Consider the following 20,523-nt stretch of genomic DNA (forward strand, 5'->3'; position numbering starts at 1 on the left):
GGAGCCAGGGGCGGGAGTCAGGCGGGCTTGCGGTTCCTTGTGGAGGGTGTATGGTCTGCTTGCTCAAAAAGGCAGCAAAAACAGGGTCGAGTGAGGGCCACCAAGCCCGAACGCAGAGCGCCTACGGAAGAAAAATCATCAAGATTTCTTCTGTAGTTGGCGCGGTGCCCTGATTTTGCTGTCTTTTTGAGTTAGCAGACCATATGCCCGGAACCAGGAACCGCAAGCCCGCCTGACTCCCGCCTCTGGTTCCGGGAACACCAAAAAGCAGAGGTTGCGTAACTCCGCCGCTCCCCCTGCTTTTTCAAAATCCCTACCTATCTTCCATGGCCACATAATCCATATTATCGCCCACATACTTAGTCGCAGGACGCATGATACGGCCATCATACAGCTTATTCTCTATATTATGGGCAACCCAGCCCACTACGCGGCTGCATACAAAGAGCGGCGTATACAAATCCCTTGGAATCCGCAGCATCCCATATGCAAAGCCGCTGTAGAAGTCCACGTTGGTGGGAAGGGCCTTGCCCTTTATCTCCTCCATGACTTCCTTGGCAATGCGCTCGAACCGCATATAATAATCCAGCTCCTTCATATGGTTCTGCTCCTTGGCAACCTCCATGCAGCAGGCCCTTAAGACCTCGGCACGGGGGTCGGATACCGTGTAAACCGCATGACCGAAACCATATACCAGACCAGACCTGTCATAGAGGTCGCCTGACATGAGTTTCCTGACGGCCTGACGGATCCTTGAATCATCCGCGTCATAGCCGCCTGTTTCCTCCAGGACCGCATCCATCATCTCAGCCACCTTGATATTGGCGCCGCCATGGCGCGGTCCCTTCAGGGAACCGATACCGCCGCACACGGTAGAATAGATATCTGTTCCGGTGGAAGCAATCACAACATTGGTGAAGGTGGAATTGTTGCCGCCGCCGTGGTCCGCATGAAGCATGAGTATGGTATCGAGGAGGCTTGCTTCCTTTGATGTGAACTTCTGGTCCTTTCTCAGCAGGCTGAGGAAATTCTCAGCAATGGAGTATTCCGGATTGGCATAGTGGATGAACAGGCTCTCCCTGTCATAATAATGCACCTTGCTCTGGTATGCATAGCATGCAATGGAGGGCAGCTTTGCCAGCAGGTTCACGCCCTTTACCAGGGTCTGGTATACATCTGTATTATCCGGATCGTCATCATAGTTATAGAGGGTCAGGACCGCGTCCATCAGCTTGTTCATCAGGTTCTTGCCGGGAAGGCGCAGCAGGTTCATTTCCACGAATTCATCCGGGATTGTATAACAGCGTCTTACCACGTTACAGAATTTCTCCAGTTCCGCCTTCTTGGGAAGGTATCCGAACAACAACAGGAAACATACTTCCTCATATCCAAAATGGCTGCCCTTCTTACCGTTAACCAGGTCCAGCACATCGATTCCGCGGTAAAGCAGACGGCCAGGAATGGCCTTAATCCCTTCCTCCGTCTCCTCATAGCCGACCACGTCCGCCACCCTGGTAAGGCCAACACGGACACCGGTTCCGTCCTCATTGCGGAGACCCTTTTTTACATTGTATTCCTTATACCACTTATTGGGGATATCTGTATAATTCTGGGACTTCCCATAAAACTGTGCAAGATAGCTTTCCTTAACCATTGTCATTACTCCTCTCTAAGACCAGTACTGGAACACAGTACCACCTACGCCTGCCAAACCAATCCTCTATCAGTGTCTGCCCCGGTTATAATTAATCAGGCAGCCTGCCTTTACAATCTCACGTTCCTCCGCGGTCATATCCGTAATATATAAATCCAGTGTCTTTACCGGAACTTCCTTTTCCCCGTCCCCAAGGACATATGCCTTGATGTTCTTTAAATCCCCGTCAAGGGTAGCACGGACGCCGGGAACATAGATGTAATCCCCTACTTCAAACTCAGGATCTGCCTCCATCTGGAAGGGGACCATTCCCCAGTTCATCACATTGGAACGGTAGCGCTTGGTTGCGAATTCCTTACATATATTGGCAAGGCCTCCGATAACCCGCTGGCAGCTGGCAGCCTGCTCCCTTGCAGAGCCGTCCCCCGGCTTCACTGCATAAATCATGCTGCCAATCTCCGTATCCTTTACCGTCACCTGTTCATTGCCCTCAATCTGGTTGATGGCCTTAAATATATTCTTAAGCCTTGGCTCCAGCTCCAGTTCCCTGTCAGCGCCTTCCTGAACCCTTGCTTTCTCTAACTTATCCACTTCCTTTGTGCGTCCCACATACTCAGGGTCCCTTCTGGAAAGGGTAAACTCTGCCAGTCCCAGCGGATTGGAGCGGTAGGAGGAAGTCTCGCCGGATGGAATCAGTTCATCGGTGGTGGTCACCGGGTCCATGATCTTGGAACATACTTTTAGAAGGATATTGTCTGCCAGGGAACTCATCTCCGGCCAGTCCTTAATGTTCGGACCGTAGATAAGGTCCTTATCCGTATTCCCGCTGCCATACCCCATATACACACGGTTCTTATAGGAAATGTCGTCAAACCCATATTCAGGCACATTGCCCCAGCAGTCCATCTCCCAGGCAGAGGTAAGCCTGCCTCCGTTGGCCGCGGTGGCGGCAATGGAACGTGCATCCATAAGCGCCACTGCCGCCATCTGTCCGTTCCCTGGCTTGGAACCCTCCCGGTTGGGGAAGTTCCTGGTGGTATGGCGGATGCTGAGTCCATTGTTGCAGGGGGTATCCCCGGCGCCAAAGCATGGGCCGCAGAACGCCGTACGGATGATGGCTCCTGCATCCATCAGGTCAGACACAGCCCCCTTCTTCACAAGGTCTGCGAATACAGGCTGTGAGGACGGGTATACTGCCAGTGAAAATTCATCGCAGCCGCAGTTCCTGCCCTTCAGCGCATGGGCTGCTTCTATTACATTGCTGTAGGTTCCGCCTGCACAGCCTGCAATCACTGCCTGCTGTACCATCAGTCCGCCGTCTATCACTTTGTCAAGAAGGGTAAATTCCGCCTTGCCGCCTGATATCCTGGCGGCTTCCTTCTCAACGCCTGCAAGGATATCCTGCATGTTGGCCTTCAGCTCATCAATCTCATATGTATTGCTTGGATGGAAGGGAAGGGCAATCATGGGCTTTACCGTGGACAGGTCCACATAAACACAGCCGTCGTAATATGCCACATCAGCCGGGGATAACTCCTTATAGTCCTCTGCCCGGTTGTGTTTTGCAAGATAATCCCTGGTATCCTCATCCGTCTTCCAGATGGAGCTTAAACAGGTGGTCTCCGTGGTCATTACATCAACGCCGTTGCGGTAATCCGTGGGCATGGAGGCAACGCCCGGTCCCACAAACTCCATTACCTTATTCTTCACATAGCCATTCTTAAACACGGCTCCTATGATGGCCAGGGCAATATCCTGAGGTCCTGTGCCCGGACGCGGCGCCCCGTCAAGATACACGGCAACCACGCCTGGATAGGCCACGTCATATGTATCCCGAAGCAGCTGCTTTACCAGCTCACCGCCGCCCTCACCCACTGCCATGGTTCCCAGCGCGCCGTAGCGAGTGTGGCTGTCAGAGCCAAGGATCATCTTCCCGCAGCCCGCCATCATTTCCCTCATATACTGATGGATGACCGCAATATGGGGAGGCACGTAAATCCCGCCATACTTCTTGGCAGCGGAAAGCCCGAACATGTGGTCATCCTCATTGATGGTGCCGCCCACTGCGCAGAGCGTGTTATGGCAATTGGTCAGTACGTAAGGAATGGGAAACTGCTCCATACCGGATGCCTTGGCCGTCTGCACGATGCCCACAAAGGTGATGTCGTGGCTGGCCATGCTGTCAAAACGGAGCTTCAGATGTTCCATATTATCAGATGTGTTGTGTGCCTCAAGAATGGAATATGCGATGGTTCCCTTCCTGGCAGCTTCCTTATCCGCCTCCCTGCCGGTCAGGGCCTTCACTTTCCCGCTTTCTGCTTCCGGAACAATCTCCGTCCCATTTACCAGGTAAATACCGTTTTCATATAATGATACCATTTCCTTTACCTCCGGTCTTATATATTTTACAAAAAAGGGCCGCACTGTTCATGGCGCATGCCCCTTTGCCTTCATTGTTTAATACTATAAAGCAAAATTTTCGATTTGTCCAGCTTTTTTACTGTAGTTTCCACAGCTTTTATATTGTGGTTCATTTTATTTTTCACATGCCATTTACTGTCACCCATTACAGCTTTATCACTGCAAAGTGGCGGTATAACCTACCAGTTCATGACAAAAAGACTGATGCACACAAGAAAATAAAGAATCATGCCCACATTTAAAACCACTGTCTTGAAACGTGTGCCTTTTTTAATGGGCCATGTCCCAGGTTCAAGGTGAATCTGTCTGCGGTACAGGATCAACAGCACAATACCTCCTACAAGACAGGCCACCATGAACACAAAATACCCTACCATGAGAAAGCCTGATACGGCGGCTATGACAGCGCTAAGGTCCACTGACAGCATCCGTTCCATTCCCTGAACGAACCAGGAGCCGTCAAAGGCCCCGCTGGCGCCTTTGGTCAGTTCAACTGCAATGGCGCCGCCCAAAAGATTAAAAATCATGTGGAACGCAATGGTATAGCCCACCTTTCCCGTCTTGGCATATACATAGGCCCACAGGACGCCGATTCCAAAAGCATAGAAGAACTGGGAGAAATTACCATGGGCCATCCCGAACATAAGGCCCGACATAAGGATGGCCGGTCCTTCCCCATACCCCAGAAGCCGGTCCATGAGCAGTTTCCTGAAAAACAGTTCCTCCACAACCGGGGCCATGAGCACGGTGAACAGCACCGTCATCCACACTCCGGAATTCATCAGCAGTTCGTTCAGCTGGCTGTCATCCACGCCGGAAGGCTTGAACCATTCCACAAACTGCCCCAGCAGGTTCCCTGCCAGCCCGATTCCCACTGAAATCACAAGGCAGGCCGCAAACTTACCGATTCCCCAGGGCTGCCTCTGCGCATGGCCGCATTTAGGAATCAGCTGGATCAGGGCCACGGACACGGGAAATGCCACAAAGTACATGGGTATGGCGGACAGTAGGATGAGTCCCGCCCCGCTGAATAAATCAATGATCCCGCCTAACAGGTAGTTAATGAAACCCGCAAATGCAATCACCGCAATCTGGGCCAGGAATGTCACTATCATAAAAGCGGCAGCCACCAGACCCACATGGGAAAACTGCCTTCTCTGCCTCCTTCCCAGCGCCTTTGCCTCTTCCTCCAATTGCCTTGCCGTGTAGTCCTCTTCCTGCATCATATGTTATGTTATTTTCTCCCTGTGTGAATTTGGTATATTTCTGTTGCAATTGCAACAGAAAAGTATTATGATATTCATTATCATACCATAAATAATAGCAGGGTAAAAGAGATGACAGAATATTTTCAGAAAAACTTATTTAAAGATATATCCATGGAAGAATATAAAAGCCTGCTCACCTGCCTGGACGGCAGGACCAGACAGTTCCGGGCCGGCGATATAATATGTGATTACGACAAGGGCTTTGACGATATCGGTATCATCGGCAAAGGCAGCGCCTCCGTGGTCCGTTATGAATTCAATGGAGCCAGGACCATTCTGGAGCGGCTTGGACCCCAGGACATCTTTGGCCACCTGCTGTCCTGTGACGGAAATGAACACGCAGGAATCAGTGTTATCAGCGACAGCGCCTGCGATGTGCTTTTCATACACTATGCAACCATCAGTTCCCCCTGCACCAAGGCGTGCCGGCACCACCACCAGCTGACCCAGAACCTTCTGGACATGATATCCGAGCGCGCCCTTAACCTGAGCCGCAGGGTGGAGGTCTTATCCCAGCGCACCATCCGCGAAAAGCTCATATGTTATTTCCTCCAGCTGGCCGGGCAGGCAAAAAGTTCCTCCTTCTGCCTTCCCTTTACCATGGTGGATCTGGCCGATTATCTTTCCATTGACAGGAGCGCCATGACCCGGGAACTGGGCCGCATGAAGAAGGAACATCTGATTGAGATGGATAAGCGCAGCGTACGCCTACTCCTTTAGACACTTAAGCCTTCTTTCAAAAACATCAGGGGTCTCGGGGCGCCCAAAATAAAAGCCCTGGATATGTTCCATACCAAGTTCTTTCACTGCCTGGTACTCATCTCCTGACTCCACCCCTTCCAGGCACACCTGCTTGCCCACGTCATGGCACAGTTCCGTGATGGAACGTATGAAAGTGGCGTTAAACAGATCTGACGTAATGCCCTTGACGAACCCGCGGTCAATCTTTACAATGTCCACCGGAATGGTCTTAAGGGAGAACAGGGAAGAATACCCCACGCCAAAATCATCCATGGCTACCCGTATACCGGTTGCCTTCATATCATTCAGCATCTTCAGTGTCTCCCCGTCCGCTGTTGCCAGATAGGTTTCCGTCAGTTCCATGACGACATGGGACGGCAAAAGATCCAGTTCCTTAAGCGTATCTTCCATATACGGTATGATATCATCCTCTGCCAGCTGTACATAGGAAAGATTGATGCTCATCTGAAAATCAGGCATATACCTGCACCACTCCCTGCACTGCGCGGCTGCATGGCAGAAAATCCACCGTCCCAGATTTATGATCATCCCGCTCTGTTCCAGAAGCGGAATGAATTCTCCCGGTGAGATATCCCCATACTTACTGCAATGCCACCTGGCCAGCGCTTCCGCGCCCTGAAGGCTTCCTGTCCGTGTGTCCACCTGGGGCTGATAGTGGATGGAAAAACCAGCGAACCCCCTGTCTATGCTTTCACGCAGAAGTTCAACCAGTTCCAGCCGCCGTTCCCTCCGGTCAAGGATATCCTTGGAAAACACGGTCATACGGTTCTTTCCCATCAGCTTGGAATGTTCCAGGGAGTAGTTGGCGCATTTTAAAAGTTCCAGGTAATTATCCCCATCCTTCGGATACGTGGTATAGCCTGCGGAGATGGTACAGTAATACTTCCTTCCGCTGTATTCCTGCTGTTTGTGGAATACCTGCTGGATTTTGGCAAAAATATCCCAGCCTTCCTCTTCACCGCAGCCCAAGCACAGGACCCCGAACTCATCCCCGTCCAGCCGGTAAAGCTTGGCATTGGCAGGAAGCATGGATGACACCTTCTGGGCCGTGATGCGAAGCACCTCATCCCCAAAGGACCTGTCATAAAGGTCGTTGATGTTCTTAAAGGAATCCAGGTCCAGAATCATGATTCCAATGGTATCCACCTCCGTGTGGTCCACCAGGTACTTCTTTATATCACCTTCGAACTCATATTTATTATAAAGCCCGGTCATATGGTCAATCCGGTTCCGTTTTCCAAGATTGGTAATCATGCCTGCAAACAGTCCCGGGGTCCCATCCTGGTTTTTCACCATCTTCCCCCTGCATCGAAGCCATATCCACTCGCCCTTTACATTCCTGGCCCTGTATTCAATGTTGTGGTAATCCTCCCTGCCATCCGCTATGTTCTGGTTGCTTTCCAGGAAATACGCCTCATCATGGGGATGGATTAACCCGCCCCAGAAAGCGGCTGCATTCTTCACAACCTGGCCGGGCAGGCCGAACTCATCAACCATGGCCTGGGGATAATGGAACACCCCTGTGCCCATATCACCCACAAAAATATAATCCTCCGTGCTGGCAGTAAGGGCCTGGTAAAATGTCTCGTTGTCATAATCAAAGAGACTGCCTGTCCCGCATTCCTTTCCTTCCTTTAACGCCTCCTTGGCGCGGCTGATGTGATAATCCCTTTTCTGTATGTACATCTGCTCATCCGCCCTGGCGATTATCTCATCAATGGAACTGTTTTCCCCCGGATATATCTCCGTAAGGCCATAGCTGAACGGAACCCCGTAGTCCACGTCCAGGCGTTCCCTGTCCTGTCTGGCCCGCAGGAGGATACGCTTCATGCTTTCCTCCACCTCTGCCTTGCTCCGTCCATAGAAAAGCATCACAAACTCATCCCCGCTGAGGCGGAACATGAAGTCCAGCCTGCCAAGGCCTTCTTTGGTAATGGATGCAACATAACGCAAAAGCGCATCCCCTGCGCTGTGCCCATACTGGTCATTCACACGCTTCAGTTCATTTATATCATACAGGACAAGGGTAAGGATCTGGTTTTCCCGTTCCGCCTGTTCAATGGTCTGTACCAGACGCTCGTTGCCGCCTCTCCGGTTAAGCATCTGGGTCAGTTCGTCCATACGCGCAGAATAAAACATCTTATCATATTCAGTCACATCCACGGAATTCTGTATATGATAAATCCTTCCGTTCCACCGGAGCAGGCTGTCATAGTTCTGATAACTGCGCCCGGTCAGTGCATTATTCTCACGCCAGGAGCTTTCATTGCCCTCCTCCCCCTTTTTCAGAAGGTCTATGTGGCAGAATTCGCACCGCCGTTCCATCCCCTTCTCCAGGACCTTCCAGCAGCACTTCCCCTCCGGGTCCTCAAGTCCAAAGGCCTTTTTCATCGTTTGATTCATATACAGGATCTCATCTGTCTCCGTATCTGATATATAGATATTGGAGTGCATCTGGTCCAGGATCATGGCCAGAAACGTATCCTTAAACAGTTTTATCTGCTCCTCAGTCATAAAAGTACCCTCTCTACCACGTAATGAAGTCTACTTTATATTGTAAACTCTTCCCAGTTCATACTCAAGGGGAATTTCACAAAAAAACACCTCTTTCCAGTAAATCTGCCTGAAAGAGGTGTTTTGCCCTGTCTTAACCTTACAAATCCATATTACTCTTCAACTTCAGAGAACATATCCTTCCCAACGCCGCAGAGCGGACATACCCAATCATCCGGAATATCCTCAAATGCTGTTCCAGGCGCAATACCGCCGTCCGGATCGCCAACCTCAGGGTCATATATCCATCCACATGGATCGCATACATATTTCTTCATTATTATTTCCTCCTGTATTTAAAATTTATTTTAATTCGTATTTCCTTTTGATGTGATTAATATATCATATTCATTCCTGTTTTTCTGTGACATTTGCAACACATATTGAAATTTTTTATATTTTATCACAATACCTTTATTATATGCAGTTCCAGCCCGGCCCATGCAGGCAGGATGTCATTCCGTACTTATATTTTCATGTTGCCCTGTCTGCCATTCCATGCTGCTGTTCCGCATGAACCGGAAAAAACACTGCCCGCAAAATCTGCGGGCAGCATGCTTTCATCACAACATACCATTCCATCTATGGACCGTACAGGTATACGGCTGCTGCTTATTCCCCATCCTTTGCCGCGGCCCTGGCCTCAACCTCACGCTTCTGCACATCTCCAGGCGCCTGCTCGTAACGGCTGAACTCATAGGAGAACACGCCGATACCGCCGGTCATGGAACGCAGGTCCGTATTGTATCCGAAAAGCTCTGACATAGGAATATCAGCCTCAATGACCTGCTTGCCATTGTGGTTGGAATTCATTCCAAGCACACGGCCTCTCCTGCGGTTCAGGTCGCCCATGACATCTCCTGTGAACTTATCTGGAACCGTAACCTTAAGGGAGGCAATGGGCTCTAAGAGCACAGGGCCAGCGTCCATGAAGCCCTGCTTGAACGCCAGGATGGTCGCCATCTTAAACGCCATCTCAGAAGAATCAACAGGATGGTAGGAACCATCCAACAGGGTTGCCTTCAGGCCAACCACCGGATATCCTGCCAGCGGTCCTTTTAAGACGCATTCCTGCAGTCCCTTTTCAACAGCCGGGAAGTAGTTCTTCGGCACGGAACCGCCAAATACCTTTTCCTCGAATACATAGGGTGTCTCTAAGTCGCCGGACGGCTCAAATTCCATGATGACATCGCCGTACTGTCCGTGTCCGCCGGACTGCTTCTTATGTTTGCCCTGTACCTTAACCTTCTTGCGCAGGGTTTCACGGAATGCAAATTTAGGTTTGGTCAAAGTAATGTCAACCTTATAACGGCTCTGAAGCTTGCTTACCACCACATCCAGCTGCTGGTCGCCAATACCATACAGCAGCGCCTGACGGTTCTCCGCATCATTGACCACCTTAAGGGTCTGGTCTTCTTCCATCATACGTGACAGCGCTGTGGATACCTTATCATCCTCGCCCTTGTTCACTGCCTTATATGCCATATATGTGTACGGAGTGGAAATCTCTGGCTTATGGTAGACAATCGGCGCCGTGCGGACAGCCATGGTATCCCCAGTCTGGGTCACGGTAAGCTTTGCAACCGCGCCGATATCACCGGCCCTTAACTCCTGGACCTCAATCTGGTCCTTGCCGCGCAGGATATATAACTTGCCGATTTTCTCTTCCGTGTCTTTATTCACGTTATAGACAACCGTATCGCCTTTTAACGTACCGGTACAGATCTTCATCAGGGAGTATTTGCCGATGAACGGGTCAACAATGGTCTTGAACACCCTTGCGGACAGGGATACGTCATCATTGTACTTGGCGGTAAAACGTTCGCCTGTGGATACGTCAACACCGATACACTCAAAATGGTCAGGTGACGGGAAATACTTGTCAATGGACTGAAGAAGCACCTTAAAGCCCTGGCAGTTGATACCGGAACCCATCATGACCGGCACGATCTCGCCTTCAATCACATGCTCGCGGAGTGCGGTGGAAATCTCCTCCTGTGTAAACTCCTCTCCCAGGAAATAGCGTTCCATATATTCTTCATTGGTCTCGGCAACAGCCTCAATCAGGGCGTCCCTGGCAATGGTCAGGTTCTTCTCTACATACTCTGGAATCTCACACTCAACATAATCGCTTAATTCCGTGAAACGGCGTCCTGCCATCTTAACCACATTGACGAAACCTACAAATTTTTCATTCTCACGGATTGGCAGCTGGAAGGGTGCAATCTTACGTCCGAAACGTGTCTCCAGCTTTACTACCAGTTCACGGTAACTGGCATGGTCATCATCCATATTGGTCACGAAAATCAGCCTGGGAAGCTTGTACTTTTCACACATCTCCCATGCCTTTTCTGTTCCAGGTTCAATACCTGCCTTACAGTTCACAACTATGATGGCTGCATCAGCAACACTGATGGCCTCCTCTACTTCTCCTACAAAATCAAAAAATCCCGGCGTATCCAGAAGGTTAATCTTAATTGGCCCGCTCTCCCCTTCATATTCCAAAGGAATCAGCGTGGTGGAAATTGAAAACTGTCTCTTGACTTCCTCTTTGTCATAATCGCTGATGGTGTTGCCGTCAGGCACCTTGCCCATACGCTTTGTAACACCAGTCACCAGCGCCAATGCTTCCGCAACTGTCGTCTTACCGGCGCCTCCATGTCCAAGTAATACAACGTTGCGGATTTGTTCAGTACCATATACGTTCATAAATTTCCCTCCTGTATATAAAATTTAAGCCATGCGTATATTTTACTAAATTTTTCTGATTTTTTCAAGCTTTTTATGTGATTTGCACAACATTATTCTAGTCGTACCTGTCCCATTATGAGAAGCATTGTAAAAACAAGGAAAATGGACGCATATGGTTCAAGCTTCGTATCCCAATCATCCAAGTCCCAATGGAACCGCCAGAAGGTTAACCAGGATTCCCGCTGCCAGTCCAAAGAAAGGGTCCGTAAAAACGGTTACGGTCAAGGCAACGCTGCTGGCAAGCGCGGTTCCCGGGGCTGCATCTGCATATGCTGCCTGAAGGTTTGACGGAAGCGTAAGGACAGCCCCCAGAATAAACAGGGTTCCTGCGACGGCTGACGAGGGTATATATCTGACAATCTTCGGCAGCTGGCGCGACAATAAAATGAGTGCCATGATTGCCATCATAATGACTGCCGCCCACTTTGCATTGGGAGCTGCTGCCGTGGGAGATATGACAACGGAAATCGGCGAGCCTCCAAAGAGCGAGGAAGCCGCATCTGCCAGTCCGGAATAGATGGAGATGTGATCAACATTGACATCAACCCCGGAAATAGCCCCGCTCACCTGCCCAAATGCGATATTACCCCCAATGGTAATACACATCAGCGCCAGGGTCCCGCGCAGTATATTGGCGCTGAATGCCGGCATCTGGAAGGAAAACCTATCTTCAATTTCAATATTTTTAACCGCATTCCCTTTTGAAAAATGATATGCGATGGAGGACGCTGCAATCGAAAACAGGCAGGTATATACCAAATCCTTGGTGATGAGATAGGACAGGATCCCTACCCCCATTGAAATGCTTCCCAGCTTATGGTCCCCGCGTACCATGTCCACGGAAATCTTTGCAAGGATCAGCCCTACACCAGCCATCATTGCCGCAGTCACATGTCCACCCGCAAACTTCACGATGCCCTCCAACAGGCCCAATGCACCCAGGACGCTCATGCCGATACCTGCAAGGATTACCATGGAAAGCCTTTCGTTCCTTGTTTTCCCCATGGTTCCAGCCATGGCCATGGTCTCCGCCTGAAATGAGATGGGAACAGCGGAATTAAAAACCACGCAGCCTGCAATTCCGACCAGATAGGCCAATGCGGATGGAAGCATGGCAAAACCAAAGGTCATCGCCATGACTGATTGTGTAGCTCCATTTAATACGCCGCCCAGTGCGGCAAGAAAATCATGTATCGTAATCATATGATTCATATCCTTTCTCAGAAAAGATTGTGGAATGCATCACAAGGCCCTCTTAGCACCTTGTCGCATATCTTCTCTCCCTCTTTTGCCAGTTGTCTTTCATCCACCGTTACAAGCCTGCCGTTTTCATATACGACACGTCCGTTTATCATGGTCATATGGACATTGCCTGTCAATCCAACCCTTCCGATGATGTTGCGCGGGTCGTGGACCGCTCCCACCAGTTCCAGTGCACCAGCATCAATCATGAACAGGTCTGCTGCCTTTCCAGCCTCCAGTGAACCGATATCATTCCTTCCAAGGGTTTTAGCCCCATTAATGGTCGCCTGCTTTAAAATCTCATAGGCCGGCACACCGCCTCCGCGTTCTTTACTATGATAGCACTGCATCATATATGCGGTGCGGATGGAATCCAGGAGGCTGCTTCCGTCATTTGTGGCAGAGCCATCACAGCCAAGGCTTAAAAGAACGCCATATTCCTTCAGCTTCTTCATCGGAAGGATAGGGAAACCACCAAGAATGGCAGGTGATGGGCAATGTGAGATACCGCATCCGTATTCTCCCAATATTTTATATTCTTCGTCCGTCAGTTCCCAGCAATGGGCAAACCATGTATTCTCATTCATGAATCCAATCCGTTTACACCAGTCTACCGTGCGCATGCCCCAGCGTTGCTGCATGTTCTCATTTTCACCTTCCCCCAGATGTGTATGGAGCCTTACCCCAGTCTCCCTTGCCAGTTCCACGGAACGGATAAACGTATCCTCATAACAGTTCACTGGCTGGCATGGCGCAATGACAATCTGTCTCATGGAAAATGCGCCTGTATCATGATATGTATCAATCAGCCTCCTGGTATCCTGGATGAATTCATCTGTTGTTTCAAGCATGTCATCCGGCATGGTGCTCCCCTCTGTCCGCGGGAGTGTGTTGGTTCCCCTTCCTGCATGATACCGGATTCCAATCTGTGCGGCTGCCTCCATCTGACGGTCAACCGGCTCCTTTTTTGTGTGGACCGTATAGCAGTATTGATGATCAAAAGCGGTTGTACATCCGTGTTTTACCAAATCAGCCATCGCGGTAAGTGATGAGTAATAAATCACATCCGAATCTATCTTCTGAAAAATCCGGTATATATGATCCAGCCATTCCACTACTTTCATATTTGGATAATCAATGGTTACCAGATTCCTGACAAAGGTCTGAAAAAAATGATGATGTGTATTGACCAGGCCTGGGTACACGAATTTATCGGCTGCATCGATTACCTTTGCGTCATCACAGTGGATGCCATGTCCTATTTCAAGAATTTTTTCTCCCTGAATCAGCATATCGGCATTTTGGTAAACATCATCCTTTTCATTGCAGCATACAATGGCTGCCGCATTTTTAATCAATATCTTATCCATATTCATCAATATCCTCCTTGCATTCTGCTCTGTTTTTTACTAATATAGACTATATAGTTAGTATATAGTCAATAGGAATTTTGTATTTTTATGATTATTTTAGATGAGGAGGATTCTTATATGGACTTATTGACGGGAGAACTTGCAAAAATGTTTAATTTAAATAAACAGACCCTGTTTTACTATGACAAGGAGGGGCTTTTGATTCCGGAATACAGGGATGATAAGACAGGGTACCGTAAATACAGATTTGAACAGATTTATAAGCTGGCGCTCATCTGTTACCTCCGAAAAATCGGTTTTTCGATTGACCAGATCCGTGAGTATATCCAGGACAGGAATGTAACCATGCGCATATGCGAACTGAAGAGGCGGTCACAGGAACTTAGGAAAGCCTATGAGGATATACTGAACATCGATGATGTAATCCAGAGAAAGATTGTTTTCGTGGAACATAAGATGCGCAATATGAAACTTGGTGAGGCGGTGGAAAAGTATTACCTGAAGCGGGCCTACCTCCCCCTTGGACTGGAGGAAAACATCTATACAAAGGAAGAATTCTATTTTAATCCCACCATTGCGTTCTATCGGTACAGGGAAGATACGGATGGGTATGAAACAACCTTTGGCGCGTATTTGGAAACCATGGATGACATCGACCCCGTTACCGCAGACAAGATCCGCTACATCGAAGCCCAGAGGTTCTTATGTTACTGCTGGAAAGGGGATTACAAAAGCATCGAACAGAAGATAAAAGAGTTAAGGCAGGAATATGGGCACCTGGGACTTTCCCCAAATACTTATAATTTTAATATCATCGACCAATTCCTTGAAAAGGATATGGAACAGTATATAACAGAAATACAGATTCCCATCATTGGGACAGGAGTGAATGAACAGAATACGTGAAAGCAGGACAAGGCGTCCAATCTGACACCGGTCCTGCTTTCCGAATACACTGCCGCTTATGTCCTGGTTACGGCCTGTATATATATCCCATCATCTGTCCTGCGGGTATTTATTTATCCGTATACTCCTTAAACAGCTTGACAAAGGTCCCGCTCAGCAGCAGGATTGCAATCATGTTCGGAATCACGATAAACCCAACCGCCATGTCGGCCAGCGACCAGATGGCCTCGATGGGCATGGTCACCGCAATGATCGGGGGAATGAAAAAGAACCACTGAAGGACCTTCACGTTCTTCTCCCCAAACAGATACTCCACACTGGTCCTGTACTCCACAAAGAACCCCAGGTAACTGGAATAGGTAAAAAGCACAATTGCAATGCACAGGATATAGGTGCCCCATCTGCCCCAGACCGTCCTGAATGCAGCCAGTGTAAGGACTGCCCCTGTATCGCCGCTGTTCCACACACCGCTGGATAGGATGGCCAGTGCAGTCAGTGTACAGATGATGATTGTATCAATAAATACCTCCATGACCCCGTACATCCCCTGATGGGCCGGATGGTCTGTCTGGGCCGTTGCATGGACCGTTGCGGCGGTTCCTTCACCGGCCTCATTGGAGAAGATACCTCTTGACGCACCGCGTCCCATGGCAAGGGTTATGGTAGATCCTGCAAACCCGCCGGCTGCCGGCATGGGCGCGAACGCATACTTGAAAATCATGCCAAAGGCTTCCGGTACCCTTCCGATATTGGCAATGACCACCACCAGCGCGCCTATGATATATATGACGCACATGGGAGGAACCACCTTGCCGCAGAAGTCACCGATTTTTTCCACACCGCCGCGCACAATGATGAAAATACTCAGGGCCACCAGGAGGATACCGCTGACAATCAGAGGGATGCCAAATGTATCCTGTGCAGATGTGGCAAGGGTGTTGGTCTGCACAAAGCAGGCATCCGTGACCACCAGTATAAAAAGCGCCACCGCATAAAAGCCGCCGAAAAACCGTCCGGCTCCCCCGCCCAGCCCTTCTTTAATATAGTGCATGGGACCGCCGTAATATTCCCCGTTCTCCCCCTTTTTCCGGTAAGCCACGGAAAGGGTCACTTCTGCCATCTTGGTCATCATACCGACCAGGGCAATCACCCACATCCAGAACACGGCTCCAGGCCCGCCGATGGCAATGGCCGCTGCCACGCCTGCAATGTTGCCGCTGCCGATGGTTCCTGCCAGCACCGTGGACAGTGCCTGATATGGCTTTAGCTGTCCTTCTCCCTTTTCACTTTCATTGTCCTTCTTAAAAACTTCCCCCAAGGTCTTTTTCCATACCGTTCCAAAACCGGTAATCTGGAAAAAGCCCGTACGCACGGACAGATATAAGCCCACGCCCACCATCAGGATCATCAGCGGGGTTCCCCATAAAAATTCAGTGATGTTTACCAGTGCATCAAACATACCAATACCTCCACTTTGTTTTGACTGCGGTCAGTATCCAACTGCCGGCCGCTCCCTACAGGAACTGTATTGCCGCACATTCCCCCTGGTGCTTCTCCGTGCGGCAGTTGCCGATATGGCAGTTCATACAATCATCTGCAAACCACCCCCGATATTCACGTTTCTCTTTAAGCCCACTATAGCACCGTTAATGTACCAAGTCAATGAGCCTGTCCTTCCCACTGCATGTGCCTGACTGCATGTGCGCCTATTCCATTTATCCTTATTCCATGCGCTCCCGTCCCCATATGTGCATTCACTAATATACATAAAAGCGTTGAAGTTTAAAGTGATAAAGTATTGACATTTACAAGCAGATGGCGTACACTAGAGCGTGACTGAAACGTGCCTTTAGCAGCTGCAATATGTATGTAAGCCGCATTTGACACGCAGGACATAATAAGGAGTACATATCATGATTATCATAATGAAACCAAATGCTTCAGACGAAGCAGTCCAGAAAGTAACACATATCATTGAATCCAAGGGCCTGCAGGTCCACCTTTCCAAGGGGTCCCAGGTCACAATCGTGGGCGTGGTGGGCGATAAGACCAGGCTCCAGGGCAGCAACATCGAAATCAGCGAAGGTGTTGACAAGGTAGTGGCCGTAACCGAGTCCTACAAACTGGTCAACAAGAAATTCCACCCGGAGGATTCCATCATCCCGGTCGGCAACACCCATATCGGCCCTGGAACCATGACCGTCATGGCAGGCCCATGCGCCATCGAATCCAAGGACCAGCTTTTGGAGACCGCCTTCGCGGTTAAGAAGGCCGGCGCCACCTTCATCCGCGGCGGCGCCTACAAGCCCCGCACCTCACCCTACTCCTTCCAGGGTCTGGAGGAAGAAGGGCTTAAGTATATGAAGGAGGCCAGGGAGGCCACCGGTCTTAATGTAATCTGTGAGGTGACCAGCCTCCATGCCATAGAAGCTGCGTCCAGATATGTGGATATGCTGCAGATTGGCGCAAGGAACATGCAGAACTTTGAACTTTTAAAAGAGGCAGGCAAATCCGGTCTTCCGGTATTGTTAAAGCGTGGGTTAAGCGCCACCATTGACGAGTGGCTCAATGCTGCCGAATATATCATCTCCGAAGGGAATCCCAATATCGTGCTCTGTGAGCGCGGCATCCGCACCTATGAAACATCCACCAGGAATACCCTGGATATCAGCGCGGTTCCCGTCATCCGCCAGAAGAGCCATCTCCCCATCATCGTGGACCCAAGCCACGCCACTGGTGTAAGGGCTTATGTGGAGCCCCTGGCCAAGGCGGCCATTGCGGTGGGTGCAGACGGACTGATGATTGAAGTACACCCCTGCCCGGCCAAGGCGCTGTCCGACGGGCCACAGTCCCTGACCTTCCCTGCTTTTGAACAGCTGATGCAGGACTTAAAGCCATACGCAGACCTGGCCGGCCGTACATTTGAAGCAAGATGACTGCCGCGCGTGTAAAATGTTTTTCCAGCACTCCCTCAATCAGAGAGTGCTTTTCTTTACAGGAGGATTAACCATGGAAAAAATAAGGATGACAGACTCCACCCTGGGCTTCATCGGTCTGGGACTCATCGGCGGCTCCATTGCCAGGGGCATCAAACGTGCCCGGCCGGACATAAAAATCATGGCATACATGCGTTCCAGGAACAGGCTGGAACAGGCAAAAAAAGACGGCGTGGTGGATGTGATATTGGATGGGATTGATGGAAATCTAAGGGAGTGCGACCTGATTTTCCTCTGTACGCCCGTGGAATATAACGCCTCCTACCTCTCTTCCATCCGCCCGTATCTCAAGCCCGGCGCACTGATTACGGACGTTGGAAGCACCAAGTGCGGCATTCACGAAGAAATCATCCGCCAGGGACTTGAGGATTGTTTCGTGGGCGGCCATCCCATGGCCGGTTCGGAAAAAACAGGCTATGAAAACTCCACGGACCATCTCCTGGAAAATGCCTATTACATCGTCACGCCTCCCGAAGGCAGCGCACCCTCTTCTGCCCCGGAACCCAGCGCCAATGCCCGGCGGATCATCGCAGTGGCACAGACCATTGGAGCAATCCCCCTTGTGCTTAACTACCGGGAACATGACAAGGTGGTTGCTGCCATCAGCCATCTCCCGCACCTTGTGGCATCCAGCCTTGTGAATCTGGTAAAAGACAATGATACGGCCCAGGGCACCATGAAGCAGGTGGCTGCCGGCGGTTTCAAGGATATCACCAGGATTGCTTCCTCCTCCCCTGAGATGTGGGAGCAGATCTGCATGACCAATGTGGGTCCGATTGCAGATATACTGGAAAAATACATCGCCTCATTGAATCAGATACTGGCCCAGGTCAGGGGGCACTGCGGGGACTCCATCTACCAGTTGTTTGAGACATCCCGGGACTACCGCAATTCCATCACGGACAGGGCCAAGGGGTCCGTGGAACCGTCCTATGAATTTACCGTGGATGTTGCCGATGAGATCGGTGCTATTTCCACCATATCGGTCATCCTGGCAGCCAAAGGCATCAGCATCAAAAATATCGGCATCAACAATAACCGGGAACGCGGGGAGGGCGCCCTTAAGATTGCATTTTATGACGAGTCCTCCATGGAAGCTGCCTGGAAACGCCTGGACCAGTACAAATACGAAATGTTCCGCATGTAATCATTGAAAGGACAGGATAATCATTATGGAATTCAGAAAATCACATGGACTTCACGGAGAAATCACGGTTCCGGGGGATAAATCCATCTCCCACCGGGCCGTCATGTTCGGCTCCATTGCAAAAGGCACCACGGAAATCCACAACTTCCTTCAGGGGGCGGATTGTCTCTCCACCATTGCCTGTTTCCAGAAAATGGGTATTGACATTGAGAATAACCGTGACCGCGTCATTGTCAGGGGCAATGGGCTGCGCGGCCTTAGGCGGCCCCAGGACGTGCTGGACTGCGGCAACAGCGGCACCACCACCCGCCTCATATCCGGGATCCTCTGTGCCCAGGAATTTGATGTGACACTGACAGGGGACGAATCCATCCGGAAACGTCCCATGAAGCGCATCATGGAACCGCTCTCCCTTATGGGGGCTGACATCACAAGCATGAACGGCAATGGATGTGCGCCCCTGCTCATCAAGGGACGTCCCTTAAAAGGCATCCATTATACCTCAAAGGTTGCGTCCGCCCAGGTCAAATCAGCCATCCTCCTGGCCGGATTATACGCCGGTTCCCCCACCAGCGTGACAGAGCCTTATGTCTCCAGGAACCATTCGGAAATCATGCTGGACCTGTTCGGCGCAGACATTAAGGCTTCCGGGACCACGTGCACCATCCAGCCGGCCAGGGAGCTTCACGGCGCCCAGGTCATGGTTCCCGGGGACATCTCCTCTGCCGCCTATTTCATTGCCGCAGGACTTATGGTTCCCGGCTCACAGCTGCTTATCCGGAACGTGGGCATCAATCCCACCAGGGACGGGATCATCCGTGTATGTCAGGATATGGGCGCTGACCTTGAGCTGTTGAATGTGTCGTCAGGCGCCGGAGAGCCGACTGCCGATATCCTGGTCCGCAGCAGCAGCCTCCACGGAACGGAAATCAAAGGAGCCATCATCCCTACCCTTATTGACGAACTCCCCATGATTGCCGCCATGGCCTGTATGGCTGAGGGTGATACCGTCATACGGGATGCCGCTGAATTAAAGGTCAAGGAATCCAACCGCATTGCCGTGATGGTTGAAAGCCTTAAGGCCATGGGCGCCCATGTGGCCGAAACAGAGGACGGCATGATCATACACGGCAAAAAGCCGCTCCACGGCGCTTCCATTGACAGCAGGAAGGACCACCGCATCGCCATGACCTTTGCCGTCACCGCCCTCTGCGCTGACGGTGTCACAAACATAAAGGACGCTGACTGCGTGAATATCTCTTATCCCGGGTTCTACCATGACCTGGAACAATTAATGAAGTAATCATAAAAAACCCACAAAAAAGCTGCGGCCCTCCCTGCCCCTTTACAGGGAGCATGAAAAACGGACCGCAGCTTTTTATATACCTTAGCTTTTCATTTACCTTAGCTTTTTATTTACCTTAGCTTTTCATTTACCTTAGCATAGCTT

The 20,523-nt window shown here is 50.4% G+C and carries 14 protein-coding genes; 5 read left to right on the top strand and 9 right to left on the bottom strand.

The window, feature by feature from the left end:
• Positions 1 to 313 precede the first annotated feature (313 nt).
• From MCJ35_RS11680 to MCJ35_RS11690, 3 genes are all read right to left on the bottom strand, one after another.
• Positions 314 to 1,654 carry a citrate synthase gene (locus MCJ35_RS11680; protein ID WP_025487043.1) on the bottom strand — a complete coding sequence of 447 codons (1,341 nt, stop codon included), beginning with the start codon at positions 1,652 to 1,654 and terminating at the stop codon, positions 314 to 316.
• A 69-nt stretch (positions 1,655 to 1,723) separates the two neighbouring features.
• Positions 1,724 to 4,033, bottom strand: coding sequence for a hydratase (locus tag MCJ35_RS11685; RefSeq protein ID WP_025487042.1), 2,310 nt, complete (start codon positions 4,031 to 4,033; stop codon positions 1,724 to 1,726).
• A gap of 221 nt (positions 4,034 to 4,254) precedes the next feature.
• On the bottom strand, positions 4,255 to 5,301 hold the full coding sequence (locus tag MCJ35_RS11690) for a CPBP family intramembrane glutamic endopeptidase (protein WP_025487041.1): 1,047 nt from the start codon (positions 5,299 to 5,301) through the stop codon (positions 4,255 to 4,257).
• Positions 5,302 to 5,412: 111 nt separating this feature from the next.
• Here MCJ35_RS11690 and MCJ35_RS11695 point away from each other — a divergent pair, with 111 nt between their 5' ends.
• The gene (locus MCJ35_RS11695; RefSeq protein WP_025487040.1) at positions 5,413 to 6,063 is read left to right on the top strand and encodes a Crp/Fnr family transcriptional regulator; all 651 of its coding nucleotides are present in this window, start codon (positions 5,413 to 5,415) and stop codon (positions 6,061 to 6,063) included.
• On the opposite strand, the gene MCJ35_RS11700 is transcribed toward MCJ35_RS11695, so the two are convergent.
• From MCJ35_RS11700 to MCJ35_RS11720, 5 genes are all read right to left on the bottom strand, one after another.
• Positions 6,052 to 8,619: a diguanylate cyclase domain-containing protein gene (locus MCJ35_RS11700; RefSeq protein WP_025487039.1), complete on the bottom strand. Its 2,568-nt coding sequence runs from the start codon at positions 8,617 to 8,619 to the stop codon at positions 6,052 to 6,054. The genes MCJ35_RS11695 and MCJ35_RS11700 overlap by 12 nt on opposite strands.
• Positions 8,620 to 8,771: 152 nt before the next feature.
• On the bottom strand, positions 8,772 to 8,936 hold the full coding sequence (gene rd, locus MCJ35_RS11705; RefSeq protein ID WP_008716663.1) for a rubredoxin: 165 nt from the start codon (positions 8,934 to 8,936) through the stop codon (positions 8,772 to 8,774).
• Between the two features lie 334 nt (positions 8,937 to 9,270).
• Positions 9,271 to 11,367, bottom strand: a complete 2,097-nt coding sequence (locus MCJ35_RS11710) for an elongation factor G (protein ID WP_120058094.1) — start codon at positions 11,365 to 11,367, stop codon at positions 9,271 to 9,273.
• A gap of 177 nt (positions 11,368 to 11,544) precedes the next feature.
• Positions 11,545 to 12,612 (bottom strand): guanine permease, encoded by a 1,068-nt coding sequence (locus MCJ35_RS11715; protein WP_025487038.1) that lies wholly within the window; start codon positions 12,610 to 12,612, stop codon positions 11,545 to 11,547.
• 17 nt (positions 12,613 to 12,629) lie between these two features.
• Positions 12,630 to 14,021, bottom strand: a complete 1,392-nt coding sequence (locus tag MCJ35_RS11720) for an amidohydrolase (protein ID WP_008716670.1) — start codon at positions 14,019 to 14,021, stop codon at positions 12,630 to 12,632.
• 120 nt (positions 14,022 to 14,141) lie between these two features.
• Here MCJ35_RS11720 and MCJ35_RS11725 point away from each other — a divergent pair, with 120 nt between their 5' ends.
• Positions 14,142 to 14,930 (top strand): MerR family transcriptional regulator, encoded by a 789-nt coding sequence (locus MCJ35_RS11725; protein WP_025487037.1) that lies wholly within the window; start codon positions 14,142 to 14,144, stop codon positions 14,928 to 14,930.
• 109 nt (positions 14,931 to 15,039) lie between these two features.
• Here the strand turns inward: MCJ35_RS11725 and MCJ35_RS11730 are convergent, their stop codons facing one another.
• On the bottom strand, positions 15,040 to 16,389 hold the full coding sequence (locus tag MCJ35_RS11730; RefSeq protein WP_008716674.1) for an alanine/glycine:cation symporter family protein: 1,350 nt from the start codon (positions 16,387 to 16,389) through the stop codon (positions 15,040 to 15,042).
• Positions 16,390 to 16,843: 454 nt separating this feature from the next.
• On the opposite strand from MCJ35_RS11730, the gene aroF reads away from it, so the two are divergent.
• From aroF to aroA, 3 genes are all read left to right on the top strand, one after another.
• Complete coding sequence (gene aroF / locus MCJ35_RS11735; RefSeq protein ID WP_008716677.1) at positions 16,844 to 17,866, top strand: 3-deoxy-7-phosphoheptulonate synthase; 1,023 nt, start codon at positions 16,844 to 16,846, stop codon at positions 17,864 to 17,866.
• Between the two features lie 73 nt (positions 17,867 to 17,939).
• Positions 17,940 to 19,073, top strand: a complete 1,134-nt coding sequence (locus MCJ35_RS11740; RefSeq protein ID WP_240299494.1) for a prephenate dehydrogenase — start codon at positions 17,940 to 17,942, stop codon at positions 19,071 to 19,073.
• A gap of 25 nt (positions 19,074 to 19,098) precedes the next feature.
• Complete coding sequence (aroA, locus tag MCJ35_RS11745) at positions 19,099 to 20,376, top strand: 3-phosphoshikimate 1-carboxyvinyltransferase (protein WP_025487036.1); 1,278 nt, start codon at positions 19,099 to 19,101, stop codon at positions 20,374 to 20,376.
• Positions 20,377 to 20,523 lie beyond the last annotated feature (147 nt).

This window comes from Enterocloster sp. OA13 (assembly GCF_022440595.1).
Classification (GTDB): domain Bacteria; phylum Bacillota; class Clostridia; order Lachnospirales; family Lachnospiraceae; genus Enterocloster; species Enterocloster hominis.